General features: G+C 62.3%; 16 protein-coding genes. 9 read left to right on the top strand and 7 right to left on the bottom strand.

Translation table 11 applies throughout. The features are described from left to right. Positions 1 to 154 precede the first annotated feature (154 nt). The gene (locus AB5Y54_RS16610; RefSeq protein WP_201920336.1) at positions 155 to 2242 is read left to right on the top strand and encodes a methyl-accepting chemotaxis protein; all 2088 of its coding nucleotides are present in this window, start codon (positions 155 to 157) and stop codon (positions 2240 to 2242) included. Positions 2243 to 2509: 267 nt separating this feature from the next. Here AB5Y54_RS16610 and AB5Y54_RS16615 read toward each other — a convergent pair whose 3' ends face one another. Then, complete coding sequence (locus AB5Y54_RS16615) at positions 2510 to 4243, bottom strand: formate--tetrahydrofolate ligase (RefSeq protein ID WP_324034013.1); 1734 nt, start codon at positions 4241 to 4243, stop codon at positions 2510 to 2512. A 66-nt stretch (positions 4244 to 4309) separates the two neighbouring features. Here AB5Y54_RS16615 and AB5Y54_RS16620 point away from each other — a divergent pair, with 66 nt between their 5' ends. Further along, entirely contained in the window at positions 4310 to 4711 is a 402-nt protein-coding gene (locus AB5Y54_RS16620; protein WP_010674174.1) for a hypothetical protein, read from the top strand. A gap of 8 nt (positions 4712 to 4719) precedes the next feature. Here the strand turns inward: AB5Y54_RS16620 and AB5Y54_RS16625 are convergent, their stop codons facing one another. Continuing rightward, positions 4720 to 5622: a LysR family transcriptional regulator gene (locus tag AB5Y54_RS16625; RefSeq protein WP_039038856.1), complete on the bottom strand. Its 903-nt coding sequence runs from the start codon at positions 5620 to 5622 to the stop codon at positions 4720 to 4722. Between the two features lie 109 nt (positions 5623 to 5731). On the opposite strand from AB5Y54_RS16625, the gene AB5Y54_RS16630 reads away from it, so the two are divergent. The 4 genes from AB5Y54_RS16630 (at position 5732) to AB5Y54_RS16645 (ending at position 8641) form a co-directional block, all read left to right on the top strand. Further along, on the top strand, positions 5732 to 6292 hold the full coding sequence (locus tag AB5Y54_RS16630; RefSeq protein WP_010674176.1) for a YceI family protein: 561 nt from the start codon (positions 5732 to 5734) through the stop codon (positions 6290 to 6292). Further along, a complete protein-coding gene (locus tag AB5Y54_RS16635) occupies positions 6292 to 7026 on the top strand; it encodes a hypothetical protein (RefSeq protein WP_201920324.1) in 735 nt (244 codons plus the stop codon). The genes AB5Y54_RS16630 and AB5Y54_RS16635 overlap by 1 nt, the downstream gene beginning before the upstream one ends. 185 nt (positions 7027 to 7211) lie before the next feature. Then, positions 7212 to 8333, top strand: a complete 1122-nt coding sequence (locus tag AB5Y54_RS16640; RefSeq protein WP_201984625.1) for an adenosylhomocysteinase — start codon at positions 7212 to 7214, stop codon at positions 8331 to 8333. After that, the gene (locus AB5Y54_RS16645; RefSeq protein ID WP_010674179.1) at positions 8330 to 8641 is read left to right on the top strand and encodes a SelT/SelW/SelH family protein; all 312 of its coding nucleotides are present in this window, start codon (positions 8330 to 8332) and stop codon (positions 8639 to 8641) included. Before AB5Y54_RS16640 ends, AB5Y54_RS16645 begins: the two co-directional genes overlap by 4 nt. Before the next feature lie 63 nt (positions 8642 to 8704). Here the strand turns inward: AB5Y54_RS16645 and AB5Y54_RS16650 are convergent, their stop codons facing one another. Both AB5Y54_RS16650 and pepT read right to left on the bottom strand, forming a co-directional pair. Next, positions 8705 to 10429, bottom strand: coding sequence for a lysophospholipid acyltransferase family protein (locus tag AB5Y54_RS16650; protein WP_368154038.1), 1725 nt, complete (start codon positions 10427 to 10429; stop codon positions 8705 to 8707). A gap of 105 nt (positions 10430 to 10534) precedes the next feature. Further along, positions 10535 to 11761, bottom strand: coding sequence for a peptidase T (pepT, locus tag AB5Y54_RS16655; RefSeq protein ID WP_201984621.1), 1227 nt, complete (start codon positions 11759 to 11761; stop codon positions 10535 to 10537). Between the two features lie 1025 nt (positions 11762 to 12786). On the opposite strand from pepT, the gene speA reads away from it, so the two are divergent. After that, positions 12787 to 14688, top strand: a complete 1902-nt coding sequence (speA, locus tag AB5Y54_RS16660) for a biosynthetic arginine decarboxylase (protein ID WP_029314286.1) — start codon at positions 12787 to 12789, stop codon at positions 14686 to 14688. 256 nt (positions 14689 to 14944) lie between these two features. Next, positions 14945 to 15133 carry a hypothetical protein gene (locus AB5Y54_RS16665; protein ID WP_010674183.1) on the top strand — a complete coding sequence of 63 codons (189 nt, stop codon included), beginning with the start codon at positions 14945 to 14947 and terminating at the stop codon, positions 15131 to 15133. A 45-nt stretch (positions 15134 to 15178) separates the two neighbouring features. Here the strand turns inward: AB5Y54_RS16665 and AB5Y54_RS16670 are convergent, their stop codons facing one another. Further along, positions 15179 to 15466, bottom strand: a complete 288-nt coding sequence (locus AB5Y54_RS16670; protein ID WP_128345138.1) for a hypothetical protein — start codon at positions 15464 to 15466, stop codon at positions 15179 to 15181. A gap of 163 nt (positions 15467 to 15629) precedes the next feature. Beyond that, complete coding sequence (locus tag AB5Y54_RS16675; RefSeq protein ID WP_368154039.1) at positions 15630 to 17738, bottom strand: putative bifunctional diguanylate cyclase/phosphodiesterase; 2109 nt, start codon at positions 17736 to 17738, stop codon at positions 15630 to 15632. Between the two features lie 448 nt (positions 17739 to 18186). Between AB5Y54_RS16675 and AB5Y54_RS16680 the strand changes: the two genes are divergently transcribed. Continuing rightward, positions 18187 to 18774: a histidine phosphatase family protein gene (locus AB5Y54_RS16680; protein ID WP_368154040.1), complete on the top strand. Its 588-nt coding sequence runs from the start codon at positions 18187 to 18189 to the stop codon at positions 18772 to 18774. 48 nt (positions 18775 to 18822) lie between these two features. On the opposite strand, the gene AB5Y54_RS16685 is transcribed toward AB5Y54_RS16680, so the two are convergent. Continuing rightward, positions 18823 to 21966, bottom strand: a complete 3144-nt coding sequence (locus AB5Y54_RS16685) for a DUF3427 domain-containing protein (RefSeq protein ID WP_368154041.1) — start codon at positions 21964 to 21966, stop codon at positions 18823 to 18825. Positions 21967 to 22166 lie beyond the last annotated feature (200 nt).

A 22166-nucleotide genomic window follows, 5' to 3' on the forward strand; every position in this document is an offset into this window, starting at 1 on the left:
CCCGCCTGCCCCTTCACCTACCGGATGGGGGATGACAGGCCGGATGTTCGACTTCGCTCACAAATCGGCGATTAATTTCATGCAGGGCCGTTTGCGACCTGTTTGCGAGCCCGTATAATGCCCCTGTTTTGGCTCAAGAGACCCACCATCCGTCATGTTCCGTTCCATCAAGTATCAAGTCATGTTCTTTGCGGGTTGCATCCTGCTGACCACCGTCCTCAGCGTGGTGGGTTACAGCTATGTTTCCCTGGCCAGCATGCAGGAGAAGATCCAGCAGGAGAGCCACGACGCGGCCCGCCAGCAGGCCAGGCAGTGGCTGCTGACCCTGGCGGATGGTCAGGCGAGCGAGGTGGCACGCTCCTTCGAACTGGCGCTGGATGCGGCCGAAACCCTGGCGGCACTGCTGGCGGGCAATGTCCATCAGCCCGAGCCTCTCGATCGGGACGAGGTCACGGCCCTGCTCAAGGACATAGGGGATCGCAACCCGGATTTCCTCAGCATCTACAGTGGCTGGGAGGCGGATCGTTTCGACGGTCAGGATGCGCTCCATACCGGTGATGGCCGGCATAGCCAGGCATCGGGCAACTTCGCCCCCTACTGGAGCCGCGGCCCGGCCGGTTTTGACCTCAAACCCCTGGGGGATTTCTACAGCAAGACGCCGAGCGCGACCGGGATCCGGGCCTCCGAGTGGTATCTCTGCCCGCAGGAGAGCAAGGCAAGCTGCGCCGTCGACCCCTCCGTCTACCAGGTCAACGGTCAGCCCACCCTGCTCACCTCCTTCGTGGTGCCTGTGCTGAACGGGGATCAATACCTCGGCATGGTGGGCATCGACTACTCCCTCAACTACCTGCAACGGCTGGCCGCTGACATCAGCCGACGGGTATTCGACGGGCAGGGCAGGGTGCGCATTATCAGCCCCATGGGCATCATCGCCGCCGACTCCCGCGATGGCGACGGGGTAGGGCAGCGCTTGCAGGATCCATCCTTGCTGGCCCAGTTGCAACGTGGCGAGAGGGGCAGCGACGAGCACGCCGATGGCTTGAGGGTCTTCGCACCCATCAGCCTCAACAAGGTCACACAGGCCTGGGGGATCGCCATCGAGGTGCCGGGCAGCGCCCTCTATGCCGAGTACGAGCGGATGGCGCAGGCCCGTGCCGAGGCCTTTGGCAAGGGGGTCTGGACCCAGCTGATGGTGGGCATCCTGGTGGCTGGTATCGGTCTGGTCGGGCTCGCTTTCGCGGCAGGGTCCATCTCCCGGCCGGTGCAGGAGACGGCTCGCATGGTGGCGCGTCTCTCCAGCGCCGGAGGGGATCTGACCCAGCGGCTGACCCAGCACCGGCGCGATGAGACCGGGGTGCTGGCGGAGGGGATCAACCAGTTCGTCGCGACCGTGCAGGGCATAGTGACCGACACCGCCACCAGCGTGCACGAGTTGCAGCAGGCGGCGGTGAACTCGGCCAGGCAGGCCCAGCAGGGGCTGGCGAACAGCCATCACCAGCTGGAGCAGGTCGAGCTGGTGGCCACGGCCATCCATGAAATGTCATCGACCGCAGACTCCGTCTCCAGCAGCGCCCAGATCACGGCCCAGGCGGTGGATGAGACCCGTCATGCGGTGCACAAGGGTCAGCAGGTGGTGAGTGCCTCTGCCAACGGCATCCGCCAGTTGAGTGCCCAGGTCAGCGAGGTGTCGGACAGGATCACCGCCTTGCAGCAGCAGGGGGTGCAGATTGGCAGCATCCTGGATGTGATCCGGACCATCTCTGAGCAGACCAACCTGCTGGCGCTGAATGCAGCCATCGAGGCGGCACGGGCCGGTGAACATGGTCGCGGTTTCGCCGTGGTGGCCGACGAGGTGCGTACCCTGGCCTCCAAGACCCGGGCCTCGACCCAGGAGATCCAGCAGATGATAGACAGGCTGCGGGACACCACGCGCGCCGCGGTCGACACCATGACAGAGGGGCGCCAGTTGAGCAGCCTGGCGCTGCGTGATGCCGAGCAGGCGGTAAGCGAGCTGGCGACCATAGTGCAGGCCGCCGACCGTATCCAGGACATGGCGACCCAGATTGCGAGCGCCGCCGAGCAGCAATCCAAGGTGAGCGAGGAGATTAACCAGAACGTCAGCAACATCCACGAGCTGGCGAGCGCCTCCACCCGGGTGGCCCGGGAGCAGGATGCCCAGAGCAAGCAGATGCACGGGTTGACCGAGACGGTCATGAGCAAGCTGGGGCGCTTCCACTACTGATGGCGTTCTGATACGCACAACAAGGCCCCGCCAATCGGCGGGGCCTTGTTGTTGATGGCGGGTGTGTTGATGTCAGGGTCGATTAGCGCCGCGTCATCGGTCGGCGCCAGACTGCTTGTCCGATCATGTGGCGCAACCGGACTATCTCGCCGTCAGGCGCTCAGGGAGGGCAGGCTGCCAGCCTGCACGTCAGCTCAGGCCGACGATGTCGCCGTCATCGTCGATGTCCATATGGTGTTCAGGGACGGCAGGCTGCCAGCCTGCGCGTCAGCTCAGGCCGACGATGTCGCCGTCATCGTCGATGTCGATATGGCGATAGGCCGGCAGGCTGCCCAGGCCCGGCATGGTCATGATGGGGCCCGCCAGGGCATAGACGAAGCCTGCCCCCGCGCAGAGTTTCACCTCCTCGATGGGCACCTCGAAGTCCGTCGGCACGCCCTTCCTGGCGGGGTCATGGCTGATGGAGAGCGGCGTCTTGGCCATGCAGACGGGCAGGTGATCCTGGCCCTCTGCCGAGAGTCTGGCCAGTTGCTGGCGCGCCTTGTCCGAGAGGGTGACGCCCCGGCCACCATAGCCGCACTCCACCAGGGTGGCGAGCTTGGCGACAAGGCTCATCTCATCGGGGTAGAGCAGCCTGACCTCACTGGGCTGCTTGCAGGCCGCCACCACGGCGTGAGCCAGATCCGCCGCACCCGCGCCACCGTCAGTGAAGGCCCGGGAGAGGGCGACGCCACAGGCACCGGCCTGGCGCGCCGCCTCCTCCAGCAGGGCCAGCTCGGCATCGCTGTCGGTGGGGAAGCGGTTGATGGCGACCACCACGGGCACCCCGTAACGGCGGGCGTTGTGAATATGCCAGGCGAGGTTGGCGCACCCCGCTGTCAGGGTGGGCAGATCTTCCCCTTGCAGGCTGGCCGGCAGCGGCTGGCCCGGCCGGATGTCGAGCAGGCCGCTGTTGGCCTTGAGGCCGCGCACCGTGGCCACCAGCACCACGCAGGCGGGGGCGAGGCCGGACTGGCGATACTTGATGTTGAAGAACTTCTCCAGCCCCATGTCGGAGCCAAAACCCGCCTCGGTCACCACATAGTCGGCAAGACCCAGCGCCATGCGATCGGCGATGACGGAGGAGTTGCCGTGGGCGATGTTGGCAAAGGGGCCGGCGTGGACCAGCACAGGGGTCTGCTCCGTGGTCTGCATCAGGGTGGGCTTGAGGGCGTCTTTGAGCAGCACCGTCATGGCCCCCGCCACTTCCAGCTGCTCGGCGGTGACGGGCTTGCCGCGCTGGTCGAGGGCGAGCTGGATGCGGCCGATACGCGCGCGCAAGTCCTTGAGATCCCTGGCCAGCGCCAGAATGGCCATCAGCTCGGAGGCGGCGGTGATGACGAAGCGATCGGGGCGCTCGACACCATCGGCAGCACCGCCCTGGCCGAGGGTGAGGTGGCGAAGCGCCCGGTCGTTCATGTCCAGGGTGCGGGGCCAGAGGATGTTGGCCGGGTCGATATCGAGCCGCGCCAGGCCGGTTCTGGCGCTGAACTGGTCACCGAGTTTGCGTTCATGGAACAGGCGGGCATCCAGGGCGGCAGAGGCCAGGTTGTGGGCGGCGGTGAGGGCGTGAAAATCCCCGGTGAGGTGCAGGTTCATCTCCTCCATCGGCACCACCTGGGCCATGCCGCCCCCGGCGGCGCCCCCCTTGACCCCGAAGACGGGGCCGAGGCTCGGTTGGCGAATGGTGGCGATGCTGGGCTGGCCGATGTGGTTGAGCCCCATGGAGAGGCCGATCGTGGTGACCGTCTTGCCCTCCCCAAGGGGGGTGGGCGTGATGGCGCTCACCAGCACCAGCTTGCCGGGCTCGCGGGCGGGGGCGTGATGGAGCAGCGCGAGGTCGAGTTTGCCCTTGTAATGGCCGTGGGGGTGGAGATGGGCGGCCGCTATGCCGAGCTGCGCTGCCACCTCGGCGATGGGCAGGCGGGGGGACTGGCGGGAGATCTCGATATCGCTTAGCATCAGCACCTCGTTGGCATGTCAGGTCAAATATGCGGCGAAGTCTAGAGGAATCAACAGGGTAATCCAATGAGCAATACTATTTTATCCGGCAGTCGTGAACCCCATCAAAGCCCCATCCTGCTGGATCTCAACGCCCTCTATCACCCGCCCAAACGGCCCCTCACCGCCCTTGGCATCGTCAGCGCCTTCATCCCGCTCTTTGGTTACGGCTGGCAGGCGATGACTCAGGATCCCGAGACCCACTTTCGCCACGAGCTCGGCAAGCGCATCAACAAGCACAAGAGCGACGAGGCAAACCTCGCCCTGATGATGCAGTTGGCGGCCATGCTGGATTGCCATTGCCTGCACGTCACCCTGCCCTATGCGCTGGGGGAGGCCGAGCTCGCCGCCTTGCGCCAGCGTCTGCCACGCTGGCAGATGAGCCAGCAGGATCACCTGCTGGTGGCCGAGCTGATGCCCACCCCCTGAGCCCGGGCTCAGGTCTCCCTGTCCCAGTAGTGGGGCGCCAGATAGCGCTCCTGCACGAATTCGATGAAGCAGCGCACCTTGGCCGACACGAAACGGCGGTGCGGATAGAGGGCATAGAGCCCCACCTGCCCCTTCTCCCACTCCAGCAACAAGGGGACCAGCGCCCCCGAGCGCAGCGCATCCCCCACGATGAAGGTGGGCTGCAAGATGATGCCCTGGTGGTCGCAGGCGGCCCGGGTCAGGGCCACCCCGTTGTTGGCGCGAAGGGGCCCCTGGGGACGGATGCTGTGCTCCTCCCCATCCCGTTTGAAGACCCAGTCCGGCTGGGTCAGGGTGTAGATGAGGCAGTCGTGCTGCTTGAGATCCTCCGGGGTCTTCGGCCTGCCCCGGCGGGCCAGGTAGTCGGGGCTGGCGCACACCACCATCTTCATCATGGCGAGCGGCTTGGCCACCAGGGAGGAGTCCGGCAGGTTGCCGATGCGCAGGGCCAGATCGAACCCCTCCTCCACCAGGGCCACCCGCCGGTCGCTGTACTCAATCTCGAGCTTCAAGTCCGGGTAGCGCTCGCGAAACAGGGGCAGGGCGGGGGAGAGGTGCAGGTAGCCGAAATCCATGGGCACCGAGAGCTTGAGGGTGCCCTGGGGCTGCTGGTTGTTGTGGGTGAGCTGGCTGTGGGTCTCTTCCAGCTCCGCCAGCAGGGCCAGGGAGCGCTGGTAGTAAAACTGGCCCGCCTCGGTGGGGTTGACCTGGCGGGTGGTGCGCGACAACAGCCGGGTGGAGAGGGACTCCTCGAGCTGCTGCATCAGCTTGGAGGTCATGGCGACCGAGATCCCGAGCTGATGGGCGGCCTTGGTGAAGCTCTGGCACTCCACCACCTTGATGAAGGTGCGCATGGCGGCTATCTGATCCATATTCCACTCTCGGTTGATAATTATTTTAATAAATCGATGATTATCTATTCTCGATAGGAGGTTAGCATTTTGTTCACCGTTGTGAACCCCCAATGAAGGAACGATCGGAATGAAAATGACCAAGGCCCTGCTGGCCTCCTGCCTGTTTATGGCGGCTCCCCTGATGGCTGCCGATTACGATGTCGATGCAGCGCACACCACAGTCCAGTTCAAGGTGGGCCACCTCGGCTTCTCCGAACTGGTCGGCCGGTTCAACACCTTCAGTGGCACCTTCAGCATGGACGACGCCAACCCGGCGGCGGCCAAGGCGAGCTTCGAAATCGATGCCGCCAGCGTGGATTCCAACCACGAGGCCCGCGACAAGCACCTGCGCAGCCCCGACTTCCTGGACGTGAAGCAGTACCCCAAGATGACCTTCGTCAGCACCGGCTATGAAGGCACCAAGGACAAAGGCGTACTCAAGGGCACCCTGACCCTGCACGGCGTCTCCAAGGACGTGGCCTTCGACCTGGTCCACATCGGCGAAGGCAAGGATCCCTGGGGCGGCTACCGCAGCGGCTTCAACGCCACCACCACCATCAAGCGCAGCGAGTTCGGCGTGAACTACATGGTGCCGAACATCCCTGACGAGATGACCATCAACCTGTTCGTTGAAGGCGTGCGCAAGTAATGGGCGCAGCACTCCTGCTACAAACCCTGGCGGCCCCTTTGGGGGCCGCTTTGCTGTCGTGGCGCTGGCCGCGGCTAGGCTATCTGTGGGGCGCCCTGGGGATCTGGCTGGTGGGCTGCCTGCTGGGCGGTGCCTATGGCCTGCCGGTCAAGGCGTGGCAGTGGCTGCCGCTGACCCTGCTGGTGCCCGCCCTGACCCAGGGTACCAGCAAGGGGGTCGCCCTCGCGCTGTTCGGGGGGCTGGGCGCCCTGGTGTGGTGGCAGGGGCTGGCCTCCGTGCTGGCGAGCGAGCCCGGGATCTGGCTGGCCCTGCTGCCCGCCATCCTCTGGTCTGGCTGGACGAGCTGGCGTGGCGACAGCGAGGAGGGGCTCGGCTTCGCCCTGGCCTTCATCTGGCTGGCGCTGGTCATCGGCATCGATGGCAGCCTGCTCATCGCCCAGCTGACGGGGGCCCTGGCCGCGTTTGCCGGATTCCGTGCCCTGCTCGGCGCCTTTGCAGGGGTCAAGGTGACCCCGGCTGCCCTGGGGCTGGCACTCGCCTTCGTGCAGATGCTCGCCTGGCAGTACGTGGAAGTGCCCCTGCTGGTGCTGCTGCCGGTCTGGCTGTTGCCGCTGCTGGAACGTGCCCTGCACGGGCGCCCGGGGCTCTCTCGCTGGGGGGTCTTGATCCTGGTGGCGGCCGTCGGTGCCGGAGTGAGTCTGTGGTGGGTATGGCCAGAGGCGTCACTTTACTGATTTCTGCATGAAAAACAGGCTATTACCTTAGAAATTGATGGGCTTGTCAAAGTCTGGACAGATAAAGATTGAGACCCATGGTGCTTTCGGATAAAAAGGATTTTCAATTATCTGGATACACACAGAACCCGGCTATGCCGGGTTCTGTTTGCCTGCTTTCCCGCGGCACGCTAAGGAGGCCACAGTTGCGCAGTCAGGGATCTGAGCATCTGTTTTTTCGCCATTTCACCGAACAGGGATGTCTTGGGGATCTCTGCATCCTGCTGGTGACCCACCTGCTTCCCGACAGACCCGACTTCATCCAGGTGCTCGATCGGGTGGGCCGGGTCGGTGCCATCCTGCCCAAACCCAAGTCCGTGCATGGACCGACGCTGGCCTGGGCTCAGCAGCACTACCCCGTGCTGCCCCTCAATCGCCACTGGACCTCGGATCCCGGTGAGGTGATCGCCCAGATTGCCCCCCTGGTGATGTCCCACGAGCGGCTCATCATCCTCGACATCGGCGGCTACTTCGCCAAGAGCCAGGCGGTACTGGCCGAGCACTTTGGCGCCCGCTTCATCGGGGTGGTGGAGATGACCGAGAACGGCCATCAGCGCTACGAACAGGAGTCCCTGGCGGCCCCCGTCATCTCGGTGGCCCGCAGCCCCCTCAAGCAGGCGGAAGATATCCAGATCGGCCTGAGCGTGGTCTACTCCGCGGAGTCCCTCGCGCGTACCCTGAGGCGTACCTTCAATGTCTGCCAGGCCGCCCTGTTCGGCTATGGCAAGGTGGGGCGCAGCATCGCCCGGGAACTGCGCTGTCGCAACCTGCATCTGGAGCTGGTGGAGACGGATGCCCTGCGCCAGGTGGAGGCGCTCTCCCACGGCTTCAAGCTGGTGAACAAGGCCGAAGCCCTGGGCCGCGCCGAGCTGGTGATCTGCTCCACCGGCAACGGCTCCCTCGACATCACCGATCTGCAGGCCCTGCGCCCCGGCGCCATGCTGGCCTCGGTCACCTCCGCCGACGACGAATTCGCCTTCAGCCTCGCCCAGCTGCCCTGGCCGAGCGAGGAGGTGTGTCCCCATGTGCTGGCCCTGACCCGGCCGGACGGCAGCACCATCTTTTTGCTCAACCGGGGGGAGGCGATCAACTTCGTCCACGGCGCCGTCATCGGCGAATATGTCTACCTGGTGCTGGCGGAGATCATCGAAGGGGTGCACCAACTGGCCCATCAGGCATCCACCCCGGGCCTTCACGAACTGCCCCAGGCAACCATGCAGCGCATCGCTCGCCACTGGTTGACCGATTTTCACGGAGTCACCCCATGACAGACACCCATTTGCCCCTCGCGAAACCGCGCATCGAAATCCGTTACTGCACCCTCTGCCGCTGGATGCTGCGGGCCGCCTGGCTCGCCCAGGAGCTGCTCTCCACCTTCGACGGCGAACTGGGAGAGGTGGCCCTGGTGCCCGCCAGCAAGGGGGAGTTTCGCATCCTGGTGGACGGGGTGCTGGTGTGGGACAGGGTGGCCGACGAGGGCTTCCCCGAGGCCAAGGAGATCAAGCAGCGGGTGCGGGATGTCATCGCCCCGGAGCGGGATCTCGGCCATGCGGATCGCAAACCCGCAGCCGAGTAGGCGGCATCACCCATGATGTGAAAGAGGGAGGCGCAGGCCTCCCTCTTTCGTTGCGGTCCCCGGTCAACGGTCGCCAGATGTGGCCAGCGCTTCCCCGGGGGGGAGGCCGATATAGCGGGCCCGCTTGTGGGGCTTGATGCGGCTCACGTCCACCCACACCAGGCCGTCGATGCAGTGGTTGAAGTCCGGGTCGATGCCAAAGTCCATGAACTGCACGCCCCCCGGCTCGCACAGCTCGGCGTACTGCTTGTAGAGGGTGGGAATGGCGCAGCCCAGGTTGTCGAGCCCGGCCTTGAGCACCTTGAGGTCGTCCCCGTAATCGCGCCCCTCGAACAGCGTCGGCGTGGCGGGATAGGGGCGGCGGGAAGGGGCGAGGGCAAGGGCGGGGGCGAAGTGCTGGCGATAGAAGCTCACCAGCAGATCCTTGGCCGCCAGCGGCAGGCTGCCGGAGAGGGTGACGGGCCCGAACAGGTAGCGGTATTGGGGATAGCGGGCCAGATAGGCCCCGATGCCGAACCAGAGGTAATCGAGCCCCCGCTTGCCCCAGTAGGCGGGCTGGATGAAGCTGCGGCCAAGCTCGATGGCCTGTTCCAGCCGGGGCAGCAGCTTCTCTTCGAAGCCGAACAGGGTGTGGCTGTAGAGGCCATCCAGCCCCTTGCTGGCCAGCCGTTCGGCCACCGGGGCGAAACGGTAGGCGCCGATGATGTCGAGGCGGGCGGGATCCCAGAGGATGAGGTGGTGATAGTCATCGTCGAAGGCATCGAGATCCCGCCGCTTGCCCGAGCCTTCCCCCACCGCCCGAAAGGCAATCTCCCGCAGGCGCCCCAGCTCACGCAGGATCACCGAGTGGCTCTGCTCGTGGCGGCGATAGAGCAGGATGCGCTGGCCGTCCGGGGTCTGGCCGAGCAGCTCGCACCCGTCGATGGCCTGTTTCAGCAGACGGCGATCCTCCGGCAGGGCGATGGGGGCCTCGGTCTGCAACCGTCCCGCCTTGCCCCGAGCGATTCGGTAGAGGTGGCCGCGCACCAGCCGGGCCGCCGTCTTGGCCGGCAGCTCCTGAAAACTGGCGAGGGGAATGCGCGCCCCTATGGTCACCGGCAGCGTCTGCCCCTGCTGGCGAAACAGCTGACGTACCAGCAGCAGGGCGGAGGCGGGCTTGTTGAGCCAGGAGGCGAGATAGAACCAGAGGCTGTTGCGCCCTCCCAGGTGAATGGGCACCAGGGGCGTTCGGCTGCGCTGGGCCAGCTTGATGAAGCCAGCCTGCCAGGGGCCATCCTTCACCCCCTTGGGGCCGAGGCGGGAGACCTCGCCTGCGGGGAAGATAACCAGGGCCCCGTCGGCGGCGAGGTGTTCGTTCATGGCGAGGATGGCCTGCCTGTCGGTCTTGCCCCCCAGGTTGTCCACCGGCAGCAGCAAAGGGCGCAGCGGTGCGAGCTGGGCCAGCACCTGGTTGGCCACTATCTTGACGTCGGGGCGGATGCGCCCGATGAGGCGCAGCAGGGCCAGCCCGTCCAGGGAGCCGATGGGGTGGTTGGCGACAAGAATGACCCGGTCGCTGGCGGGAATGTGCTCGAGCTCGGCCTCGCTCACCCGGTAGTCGAAGTGGAGCTCGGTGAGGGCCTGCTCGACGAAGTCCAGACCGCGCAGGTGGGGATGGCGCGCGGCAAACTGGGCGAAGGCCTCCTCGTGCAGCAACCAGCTCAGCCCCTGCCTCATCAGGGGACGGAGGAGGGGCTGGCTGGCGAGGCGGGGCAGGTGCTGCCCCAACAGGGTATCGACGTCGAACATGGGCAAGGCTCCGCTGAACTTTGCCTCAGCTTGACGTCCCTGCGTGCCTTTCGTGTGTCGGTTGGGTGACGGTTTGATGACGGGGCGAACCCCGTCCTTGCCCCCTTACTCAGCCCGCCAGGCAGAGGTGAGGCGCACCAGCGCCACCAGGGTGGCGACCGCTTTTTCCATGGATTGCAGGGGGATGAACTCGTGCTTGCCGTGGAAGTTGTGGCCGCCGGTGAACAGGTTCGGGCAGGGCAGCCCCATGAAGGAGAGCCGGGCGCCGTCGGTGCCGCCGCGAATGGGTTTGATCTTGGGCACCACGTCGGCGGCCTCCATGGCGGCTTTGGCCAGCTCGACGATGTGGGGATGGGGCGCTATCTGGCTGCGCATGTTGCGGTAGTTGTCCGCTATTTCCAGGGTGATGCGCGCCTTGGGGGCGTCCAGCTGCAGGGAGGCGACCCGCTCCTTGAGCTGGGCCTTGCGGGCGGCGAAGCAGTCATCGTCGAAGTCGCGGATGAGGTAGTGCAGGGTGGTCTCCTCCACCGTGCCCTCCATCCGGGCCAGGTGGAAGAAGCCTTCATACCCCTGGGTGCACTCCGGGGTCTGCTCGGCGGGCATGGCGGCATGGAAGCGGGCGGCCAGGGTCTGGCTGTTGATCATGCTGCCCTTGGCGGTGCCGGGGTGGACGTTGTTGCCTGTGATGCGCACCGTGGCGCTGGCGGCGTTGAAGTTCTCGCATTCGAGCTCGCCGAGCTCGCCGCCATCCACCGTGTAGGCCCACTTGGCCGGGAAGCGCTCCAGCGGGAAGCGGTCGGCACCGCGCCCTATCTCCTCGTCCGGGGTAAAGCCGACCCAGACATCGCCACGGGGGATCTCGGGGTGAGCCTGCAGGTATTCCACGGCGGTGAGGATCTCGGCGATGCCCGCCTTGTCGTCGGCCCCCAGCAGGGTGGTGCCGTCGGTGGTGATGAGATCCTGCCCCAGGTAGTTTTTCAGGAAGCGGTACTGGCGGATGGCCAGCACCTCGTCCCCTTTGCCAAGGCAGATATCGCCCCCCTGATAGTTCTCGACTATCTGGGGAACGACGCACTCGGCCTCGTAATCGGCGGTGTCCATGTGGGCGATGAGCCCGATGGCGGGGGCATCCGGCTGGTTGCCCGGCAGGCAGGCGGTGAGGTAGCCATGCTCGTCCAGGGTGACCTGGCTCAGCCCCATCTGCGTCATTTCGTCGCGCAGGGCCCGGGCGAAGAGGCGCTGTCCCTCGCTGCTGGGGCAGGCAGGATTGGTCGCATCGGAGCGGGTATGAAAGGTGAGGTAGTGGAGAAAGCGCGAAAGCAGGGTGTTCATGGGCAAGCCTCGGGTCACGAAAGAGGAGTCATTGTGGCCAAGACGGCGGCGCCGCTTATTGCGTCAGCGCAGTTTTTGATGATTTTGTGGGAGAGAGGAGGGCCATCGAAGGGGAGGGGCGGGGATCATTGCTCGGCAGTTTGCATAAAAATTCCAAAATAAAAACTGGTTAAGCAATTGCGAAAAAGCTGAATTTCCCCTCGGCCCAGCGCTGGCAAGGGGTGACCCAAAAAGCGTGACGTGTTGGTTATTTTCATCGCCTCGCCCACGCGCTCTCATCCCCCGCCATCCCAGAGCCCGCCTTGCTGGCAGCGAGATTTTGCCCCCCGATGAAAACCCGTTTTTTAACACGATTTTTTATTGTCACTGGCTGCGGTAAGTGTGTACACTCCGCGCCGATCCGAGGGCAACCCTGCGCAGGCCGTGTCCGCCAGACCCGCAGGATCATGACGCCTATAGGGCGAGGCACGCAGAAACGACAGACACTGCTGGGGAATGGTTTCTTTAATACCGGTTAGGCTCCGGTATCAGGGAGAACAACGGACTCTCATCTTTCAGCTGACCGAGTGGGCTTCGGGCTCATCATCTCCCTTGTCATGGGCGGTCACTGGCGTTGAGCGGGTCGTAGTGGTTGTCGTCCATCAACATGATGCGTGCTGACGTCTTCCCTTCTCTTCCTTGAAACCTTCTCCTGTCCGTCGGGATGGCTGCCGAATGATGAACAAACGGCGTGGCTGATGCCGATTGTCATCAAAGTACCGCGGTACGCCGGCAAGGTGTTACCGCATACCGTTGAGCTTGATGTAAAGCCACCAGCCCCACATCAAGACTCGTTACTTCCCAAGATCCACCAGGCAGCCTTGGCTTGCCGCGATGTGCAATGAACAGGATGTGGCGGAGCATGCTCCGTTGCGGGTCCAACGTCAGCAGGCCGCTCTGGCTTGCCGCATTTTGCAATCAATGGTCTGGATGTGATTGAGGGTAACGAAGGCGGCCCACGGCCGCTCATTTGCGAGGCATAGCCCATGACTAACTGGTCCAGCAAGGACTCCTTGAAGGTCTACAACGTTCCCTACTGGGGTGCGGGTTTTTTCAATATCAATGACGCCGGTCATGTGACCGTCTCTCCCGACAAGTCTCGCCCCGAGGCTCAGATCGTGCTGTCCGAGGCCATCGAGCAACTGCGCCAGTCCGGGCTGACCACGCCGGTGTTGCTGCGTTTCCCCGACATCCTCAAGAGCCGGGTCGATGCGCTGTTCAACGCCTTCGGTCAGGCCATCGAAAAGTCAGGCTATGAAGGGGATTACCTGTGCGTTTACCCGATCAAGGTAAACCAGCAGCGCCGCGTCATCGAGACCATCAGTCAGTCCTACAGCGACAAGCCCCGGCTTGGGCTGGAAGCGGGCTCCAAGCCCGAGTTGCTGGCCGTGCTGTCCCATCATCATGAGCAAGGGTCCGTGATCGTCTGCAACGGTTACAAGGACCGCGAATACATCCGCCACGCCCTCCTGGGCAACCTGATGGGCCACAAGGTCTACATCGTGGTGGAGAAGCCCTCCGAGCTGGAAATGGTGCTGGACGAGTCAGCTCGTCTCAACATCAAGCCCAACATCGGGGTGCGCGCCCGTCTGGCGTCCACCGGCTCCGGTATGTGGGAATCGAGCGGCGGTTCCATGTCCAAGTTCGGTCTCTCCGCCTCCCAGATCCTGGCGCTGGTGGAGCGTCTGCGCAGCCTCGGCAAGCTGGACTGCCTGCAACTGCTGCACTTCCATCTGGGCTCCCAGATCGCCAACATCCGCGACATCCAGGGCGGCATCCGCGAGTGCGGCCGCTTCTACGCCGAGCTGTGCCGTCTTGGCGCCAAGGTCGAGGTGGTGGACGTGGGCGGCGGCCTGGGTGTGGACTACGAGGGCACCCGTTCCCAGAGCCACTGCTCCGCGAACTACAGCCTCTCCGAGTACGCCAACAACGTGGTCTGGGGCATCGGCGATGTGTGCCGCGAGTTCGACCTGCCGCACCCGACCATCATCAGCGAGTCCGGCCGTGCCCTGACTGCACACCACGCCGTGCTGGTCACCAACATCATTGGTGCCGAAGGGGTGGAGGTGAACGACATCAGCGCCCCGGACGAAGACGCGCCCACCATCTTGCAGAACATGTGGAAAGGCTGGCTGGACCTGCGCGGGGAAGATCCCTCCCTGCTGGAGATCTTCCACGACTCCGTGGCGGATCTCGGTGACGTCAACGCCCAGTACACCATGGGCCTCTTGAACCTGGAGCAACGCGCCTGGGCCGAGATGCTGCACCAGAACACCTGTCTGGCGCTCAAGGAGCTGCTGAACCCGGTCAACCGCAACCACCGCGCCCTGGCCGACGAGCTCTCCGAGAAACTGGCGGACAAGTGCTTTGCCAACTTCTCCCTGTTCCAGTCCCTGCCGGATGCCTGGGGTATCGGTCAGGTGTTCCCGGTGATGCCGCTGGCCGGTCTTGATCGTCCGCTCACCCGCCGCGGCATCCTGATGGACATCACCTGTGACTCCGACGGTCAGGTGGAGCACTACGTCGACGGTCTGGGGGTGGAAAGCACCCTGCCGATGCCGGTCTACGGGGAGCACGAAGAGTGCCACGTCGGCTTCTTCCTGGTGGGTGCCTATCAGGAGATCCTGGGGGATTTGCACAACCTGTTCGGTGACACCCACTGCGCGGAAGTGTGGCTGGATGAAGAAGGCAAGATGGACATCCGCAACGTGGTGCGTGGCGACACCGTCGACCAGCTGCTGCGTTACGTCAACATCGACCCGTCCGTGATCCGCGAGAACTACCAGCGCATCGTCTCCCACCCGGCGCTGGACGACGAGACCCGCAAGGCCCTGCTCGACGAGCTGGAGCTGGGTCTGCAAGGCTACGCCTACCTGGAAGACGAATAAGCCAGCGGCTTGTTCCCCGTCGGTCAAATGACGGACATGAAAAACGGCGCCTTCGGGCGCCGTTTTTGTTGCGCTGTTGCCTGGCTGGGGCCGGTTGGCGGGCTCTGTCATCCAGGCTGGCGGCATCCCGCCCCGGCCAGATCCGGCCACTGCCCGCTTTTGCCCGCCACCTCCCTTGATCCAGGTCAAGGGGGACTTAGGTCCCTTATTTTACGGTCAAGAGTGATGTTGGTGAATGACACATAAGGATGTGCGTATGGAACTCAAGAGGGACCCGAGATGCTATACCGACGTCTGTATCGACGGTAAGTGGTATCACTACGATCACTGCAGCACTCACGTTTATATGCTGATGGGGGGCGCCGCCCCCAGCCTGCAGCTTGCCCATGAACCCGGCAGTGAAGAGGAGCTGGTGGAGATGCTCCGCCAGCACCCCCAACGCTGACTGCCTGCGGGCCATCGGGGGTATCGCCCCGGCGGCCCGCCTTGCTCAGCCCGCCTTGCGGCCGAGGATCTTCTTGCCCATCTCCAGCAAGGCCGTTGCCGCCGCATAGGCCTCGTCTGACTTGCCTATCTCGTCCGCCACGTAGAGAAAGCCGGATCTGTACTTCTCCACCGCCTCGTGGGGAGTGGCCGCGTCGATGAAATCCTCTTCCACCTCGAACCCTTGTGTCAGCAGCGCCTCCTTCTCCGTGAGGAAGGTGGGGGAGGCCATGTCGACATAGGTATATTGCTGACGGTGGGAGGCGGGGACGCTGAAGAACTGGTATCTGGCCATGGATGTGGCTCCTCTGAACGGGTGATCTGCCATGGGGGCGCTCGATGCGCCCGGCAAGATAAAGGAGCATTCGAGTCTTGCAGCAGACTACCTTGAGTCGTGAAGGGACGCAATCGGGCTGGTGATGACCCTGGCGACATGGGCGCTGCGCCTCACCTGCTTGTCAGGCAAGCACACCTTCCAGCACCTGTTGGGGAGTCTCGGGAGCGCAGTGGACAAGCAGTTGCTCCCCGGTCATGGGGCGCCCGAGCAGGTAGCCCTGCAAGGTGTCGCAGCCCAGCTCGGTCAGCAGGTCCCGCTGCTCCGGGGTTTCCACCCCCTCTGCCACGATGCGCATCTCCAGGGCCTGACCCAGGGCGATGATGGCGGCGATGATGGTGGCATCGTCGCCTCCCCGCTCCAGGGTAGTGACAAAGCCCCGGTCAATCTTGAGCTCGTTGGCGGGGAAGCGCTTGAGGTAGAGCAGGCTGGAGTAGCCGGTGCCGAAGTCGTCGATGGAGATGCCAAGGCCGAGCTCGGCCAGACGGTTGAGGATGGCGAGGCTCTCCTCGGCCTTCTGCATGGCGGTGGATTCGGTGATCTCCAGGGTCAGGTGACGGGCCTCGAGCCGATGGCGGGCGAGGGCGCCCTGCACCTCCTCCAGCAACCCGGGGCTGGCGAGCTGGATGGTGGAGAGATTGACCGCCACGCTCCAGTCGTGATGACCCGCCGCCCGCCAGGCGCTCATCTGGCGGCACGCCTCGTCGATGACCCAGTTGCCGATGGGGATGATGAGCCTGCTCTTCTCCGCCAGCGGCAGGAAGCTGGCCGGCGAGACGGCACCATGCTCCGGGTGCTGCCAGCGCAGCAGGGCCTCGGCGCCGACCACCTGGCCGCTGCGGGCACAGTATTTGGGCTGGTAGTGCAGGGCCAGCTCCCCCCGCTCCAGGGCGTGTTGCAGCTCCTTGTGCAGCAGGAACTGCTGGTGGGCGTTGGCGTTCATGGCGCTGTCGAAGTAGTAGTAGTCGTTGCGCCCCTGCTCCTTGGCGTAATACATGGCGGCATCGGCGTTGAGGGTCAGCTCGTGCAGGCTGGTGCCATCCTGGGGATAGACGGCAATGCCGATACTGGCGGTGATGTGCAGGCTGTGGTGCTCCCACTCATAGGGCTGGGCCAGGGTGGCCAGCAGCCGCTCGGCAAAGGCCGTGGTCTGGCTCACATCCCCCGGCGCCAGGGCCAGCACGAACTCGTCCCCGCCAAAACGCGAGGCGGTGTCGCTGGCACCGAGCAGGCCGGTGATGCGCTGGGCCACCTCGGCCAGCAGCAGATCCCCGGTGTGGTGGCCGTGGGCATCGTTGATGATCTTGAAGCCGTCGAGATCGAGAAACAGCAGGGAGAAGCTGCGCTGGCTGTGCTGACACTCCTGGATGCGCTGCTCCAGGCGGTCGGCAAACAGCAGCCGGTTCGGCAGCCGGGTCAGGCTGTCATGGAGCGCCAGCTTGAGCAGCTCGTCGTGGGCCTGATGCAGGGAGGTGGAGAGCCTGGCGGCGTGGGCATCCAGCATGGAGAGCACGAAGGCGATGGCGAACACCGCCAGGGTCACGATGATGACCACGGTTGCCAGCCACTGGGTATTGAGACCGGTGTAGAGGGCCCCGCACAGGCTATCTGCGGGGAACTGGGCCGCCGCCATGCCGGTGTAGTGCATGCCGATGATGGCCGCCCCCATCACCAGGGAGGCGAGGGCCTTGCTGAAGAAGGCGCGGGGCGAGCTGTTGCGCAGGCGAAACGCTATCCAGAGCGCGGTACCCGAGGCGAATACCGCGATGAGGATGGAGAGGATGAAGAGCCCAGGCAGGTAGTGGATGCCGGGCGCTATCTTCATGGCCGCCATGCCGATGTAGTGCATGGTGGCGATGCCGGCCCCCATCAGCACGGCCCCGAACAGGATCTGGTGCCAGGGGAGCTGGGGACGACTCACCAGCCAGAGCGCAAAGGCCGAGGAGCCGATGGCCGCCACCAGGGAGAGACCGGTGAGGGTCAGATCGTATCCCAGCGCGATGGGCAGGTTGAAGGCGAGCATGCCGATAAAATGCATGGACCAGATGCCGAGCCCCATGGCGAAGGCTCCCCCCGCGAGCCAGAGCACGGCGGCCCGTCCCCGGCTCTGGCTCACCCGGCTGGTCATGGTCAGCGCCGTGTAGGAGGCGAGCACCGCCACCAGGATGGAGAAGAACACCAGATCCTGGCTGTAATAACTGTCGAGCATGGGGTGGGTTGGGGTCACGTTCATTTACTCTGGGGTACATCAGGGCCTGAGCCTGGGCCGGGTCAGGGGAAATCGGGTGGCAGATTGTACACCAGGCGTCCCTGTCATGAGCCAGAGATACGTACCAAAATGGCCCCCGGATCAGAGCAAAAACTCTGTCTTTTCTGGCATTGGCCGCCATCCTGTGACCGATAAACCGGCACATCCCCATTTTATCCCGTCTGAACAACAAGATAGGGGGGCATGGGGCGCTTGCCACGGCGCTGGCGGGCCCGTGGCGAAGGCGTGTGGTATGCGCACAAGGCGCCTGTGCGATAAAGGCGCGCACCCCCTGTCGTCCTTTCACGATAGCCGCAGGCCATGCGCTCAAGGAGTCAGCACAAGCCTGCATCCTCCGGGTCTTGGTTGACCCGGTACATCTGTTATCATCTTCCCCCTGTTTTCTTATCTCGTTGACTCTGCTGGAGAAACCATGTCTCGAACCCTCTATTTGCTGCGCCATGGCCAGACCCGTTACAACGCCGAATTGCGGTTGCAGGGGCGTTGCAACTCCGAGCTGACCCCCAGGGGCGAAGCCCAGGCCCTCGCCATGGGGGCCCGTCTGGCCAAGCTCCTGGCCGAGCCCACCGACTGGACGATCTACGCCAGCCCCCTCGGCCGGGCACGGCAGACGGCGGAGCGGGTGTGTCAGCAGCTTGGCTTGGACCAGGAGCGCATCATCTGGGACGAGCGGCTGGTGGAGCTAGGGATGGGGGAGTGGGAGGGTCGCCGGGTGCCCGAGCTGCTGGCGGCCCACCCCGAGCTGGATCTGGAGGAGCCGGACTGGTATCTGCGGGCCCCCCATGGCGAGAGCTTTGAGAGCATTCAAGGCCGGGCCCGGCAATGGCTTGAGGACGAGCACATTGCCGAGCAGGCCATCGTGGTTTCTCACGGTCTCTTTGGCGCCATGCTGCGCGGCGCCTATGTGGATCTGGACTACACCACCACCTGGCTGCAGGAGCTGCCGCAGGATGCCTTCTTCAAACTCAGTGGCGGCCGCATAGAGCGGATTGCCTGCTGACCACACGAAGGCGGCCCGCCGTGGGTGGGCCTTGTTGTGATGGGTCGCTCAGCCAACTGCCAATTTGGCCGCTTCTTTCCACATAAAAGGCGGCATCGGAGTAGTGAGACGCCATTTAATGTTCATCGGTTGGCTACCGCTGTGGGAGATGTACTCCACCTCACCGAAGTTCACAAAGCCAAGGGTGCGGCCAAATTCATCTTTGCTCTGCTCACGAACGAACAGAAACACGCGCTTACCCTCTGCCCTGTGGTTTATGTAACTCAGCCCCTTACCTCGCTCTGGGCGAGCGCTGTTTTGGCTCTGCCAATGAAACAGCGACTCGTTGATGGCGTAGTCGTGATAACGGGTAGTGGGGGAGAAGTGCTGCTCCGTTTTGTTCAAGGTAACGAACAGCAACTCGATGTTTTGCTCTGCGATGACATAGACCCCTTCGCGAGCCGTGGGTTGCTGCGCGAAGGTGGTCGCGCCAAAGCCAACCAGTACCTGCTCTCTGGCATAACGGGCATGCAGTTGCAGTGGATTGCCGGGAAGGTCAGACATGGCCAGTTGCTCGTGTTGCACCCGGTTGATCAGCATGGGCAACAGATCTGCAAGCTCGGCCCTCAACTCTGGTTGATTGAGTTGTTTCAGGCTGTGCGCCAAGGAGCTAAAGCCGGCGTTGGGGCCGCTCTGTTGCCAGAAGTCGTAATGGCACATCAAGGCCATTCGCTCATCGTGCTCAGCCGTTAAGGTAAAGGCGCTTTCCACCAAGGTTTGTAAGAAGTTCAAGTAATGGAGCGCATCGCAACCCAATAGTCGGGTTTTGATGGCCCGGGTGTAGAGGGTCGACAGCTTTTCATCGCTCATTTCAGAAACAGTGTGGTTGCGGGCCTGTTTGACCAAGGTGTTCCAATTGCCGCGCTTGTAGATCTCCTCAAGGCTGATGTGAGGGTAGAACTTCAAAAAGTTCGCCAGTGTCAGCGGTAAATCGCAATCCTGTGAGAAACGGCGGATCAGGCCCATGAGGCGCGAGGTATTGAGAGTCGCCTTCTTGATATTGCTCAGAATTAACTCTTGGGTCTGTTTTGAGAGTTCGATACGGCAACCCAATGGGGCATGGGGAAAGCCTTGTTTGATTTCGTGGCCGATTGCCTTATTGGTTTTACCCACCAGAGCCCGGAATTTCTGGGCAAAGTCATACTCCGCGCGAGCATTGCCAACAAAATCCAACACGGTACAGCACTCTTTATCGTTCGCCAGCCGCAGGCCTCGCCCTAATTGCTGCAAGAAAATAGTGAGGCTTTCCGTTGGTCGTAAGAACAGCAAGGTATCGACTTCCGGGATATCAACCCCTTCGTTGAAGATGTCCACCACGCAGAGAATATTGATAACGCCGGTACGTAAATCTTGTTGCTTACGATGTCGCTCGTCTCGGTTATCGCTAGTGAGGATGTCAGCCTTGATGCCCTTCAATAAAAATGCCTTGCACATAAAGTCGGCATGTTCACGGCTCACACAAAATGCCAGTGCTTTGATCTTGGTAATATCGGTGACGATCTCATTGAGGCTCTGGACTATCTTCTGTACCCGCTGCTGATTGTGGGTATAGATATTGGTGAGCTCAGTGATGTCATAACGGCCATTTTTCCAAGTCACTTGGCGCAAGTCAGTATCATCATCGATACCAAAATATTGGAATGGACAGAGATGGCGACGATTGATTGCCTCGGGCAAGCGGATTTCTGCTGCGATGACACCACAAAAGTCGGCAAGAATATCACCGCCATCATGGCGCTCTGGCGTTGCGGTTAATCCCAACAGAATCTGAGGTTCAAAGGCGGCGAGCAGACCGCGATAACTGGCCGCGGCAATATGGTGAACCTCATCAATGACGATGTAATCGAAATAGTCTTGGCTAAGACGTAAATTAGCCAGCTGGTTATTCAAGGATTGCACCGAGGCCAACAGCTGACGGTAGTGGGTTGGCACGGCGCCGCCGACCAAGAGTTCGCCAAAATTGGATTGCTTGAGCACTCCGCGGTACGAGGCTAATGCTTGGCGTAAGATCTCCTCTTTGTGGGCGACAAACAGAAACTTGGCATCGGGTTTGGTTTTCAAAAAACGCGCAAAATCAAAGGCGGAGATCAGAGTTTTCCCTGTACCGGTAGCCGCTACCACCAAGTTACGAAAGCGCTGGTGTAAAGCGCGCTCCATCGCCAATTGTTCAAGGATCTCCAGTTGATGGGGAAACGGCGTGATATCAAAGAAATAGGCAGGGTTATTTCTGTCCCCATCCCCACGGGCCTCTTGCAGTGCATGCTGCAATTTTGTACGGCTTTCGAGCTTGCCATCAAACAGCTCAAAATCATCGGATTCCCAATAGGTTTCAAAGGTACTCAGGGATTTCTCGATAATATGAGGGATCTCTTGCGAGGTGATTTTTAGGTTCCACTCCAAACCGCTGGTGAGGGCAGAGTGAGAGAGATTGGATGAACCTATATAGCCGGTATGAAAGCCGGTATTTCGGCAAAAGAGATAGCTCTTGGCATGCAACCGCTCGCGCTGGGTGTTATAGCTGAGTTTGACTTCGGTATTTGGGAGGCTGGCTAAAAATTCAACTGCCTTGGCGTCGGTCGCCCCCATATATGAGGTAGTAATTACTTTTAATTGGCGGCCGCTGCGAGTGAACTCTTCCAGCTCATGACGGAAAATACGGATACCTGCCCACTTGATAAATGAGACCAGCCAGCAGATGCTATCTGCCGATAATATCTCCCGTTTAATCTCTGACTCCATCGACAAACCCGCATTGCTGCCGCAGAACAGCTCACTTTGCGTTAGACCGGTCAGAGGGAAAATATCTTCGGCATATTGCTTTAAATTGGCAGAGATGGGGTTATCCAACTGGTAGAGCGCCGTCAGAATTTTTCCCTGACTGTCGATAAGGTTCTCGCCAATAAAGTCTGGGTCTTGTATGCGATCTTTTAGCCAAAGCAATAACTGGTTAGCCAGCTCAATCTGCCGTTGTAATGGGTCATCGCCAGTGACCGAGCCTACTGCATATTCCAACACACGAGTTAGGAATCGTGATAACCAGACTGCGGCCTCCGCAGACTCCAGTTGTCGTTCCCCGATGTAGAAATGCGATCGATCTAGTCTTGATGCCAACAGTTGTGTGATGAGTTGTTCATAAATACCACATTGCTGCATGGTGACTGACCTTGAATTTTGTGCATAAGGGGAGTAGGCAGGGTATCATTTTTTTTAGCTAAATCAGTAAGCTGTTATCTAATTTTGCCCATTTGAAGATCTATCTAGGGAAGGTGCGAACAAGTCCCTGATATGAGATCATGTTTGTCATCTGGAGCCATGAAAAAGGGTTCATCATGAGTCATCAACTTACCTTCGCC

The sequence above is a fragment of the Aeromonas sp. s9 genome (genome assembly GCF_040907765.1).
GTDB classification, from domain to species: domain Bacteria; phylum Pseudomonadota; class Gammaproteobacteria; order Enterobacterales; family Aeromonadaceae; genus Aeromonas; species Aeromonas caviae.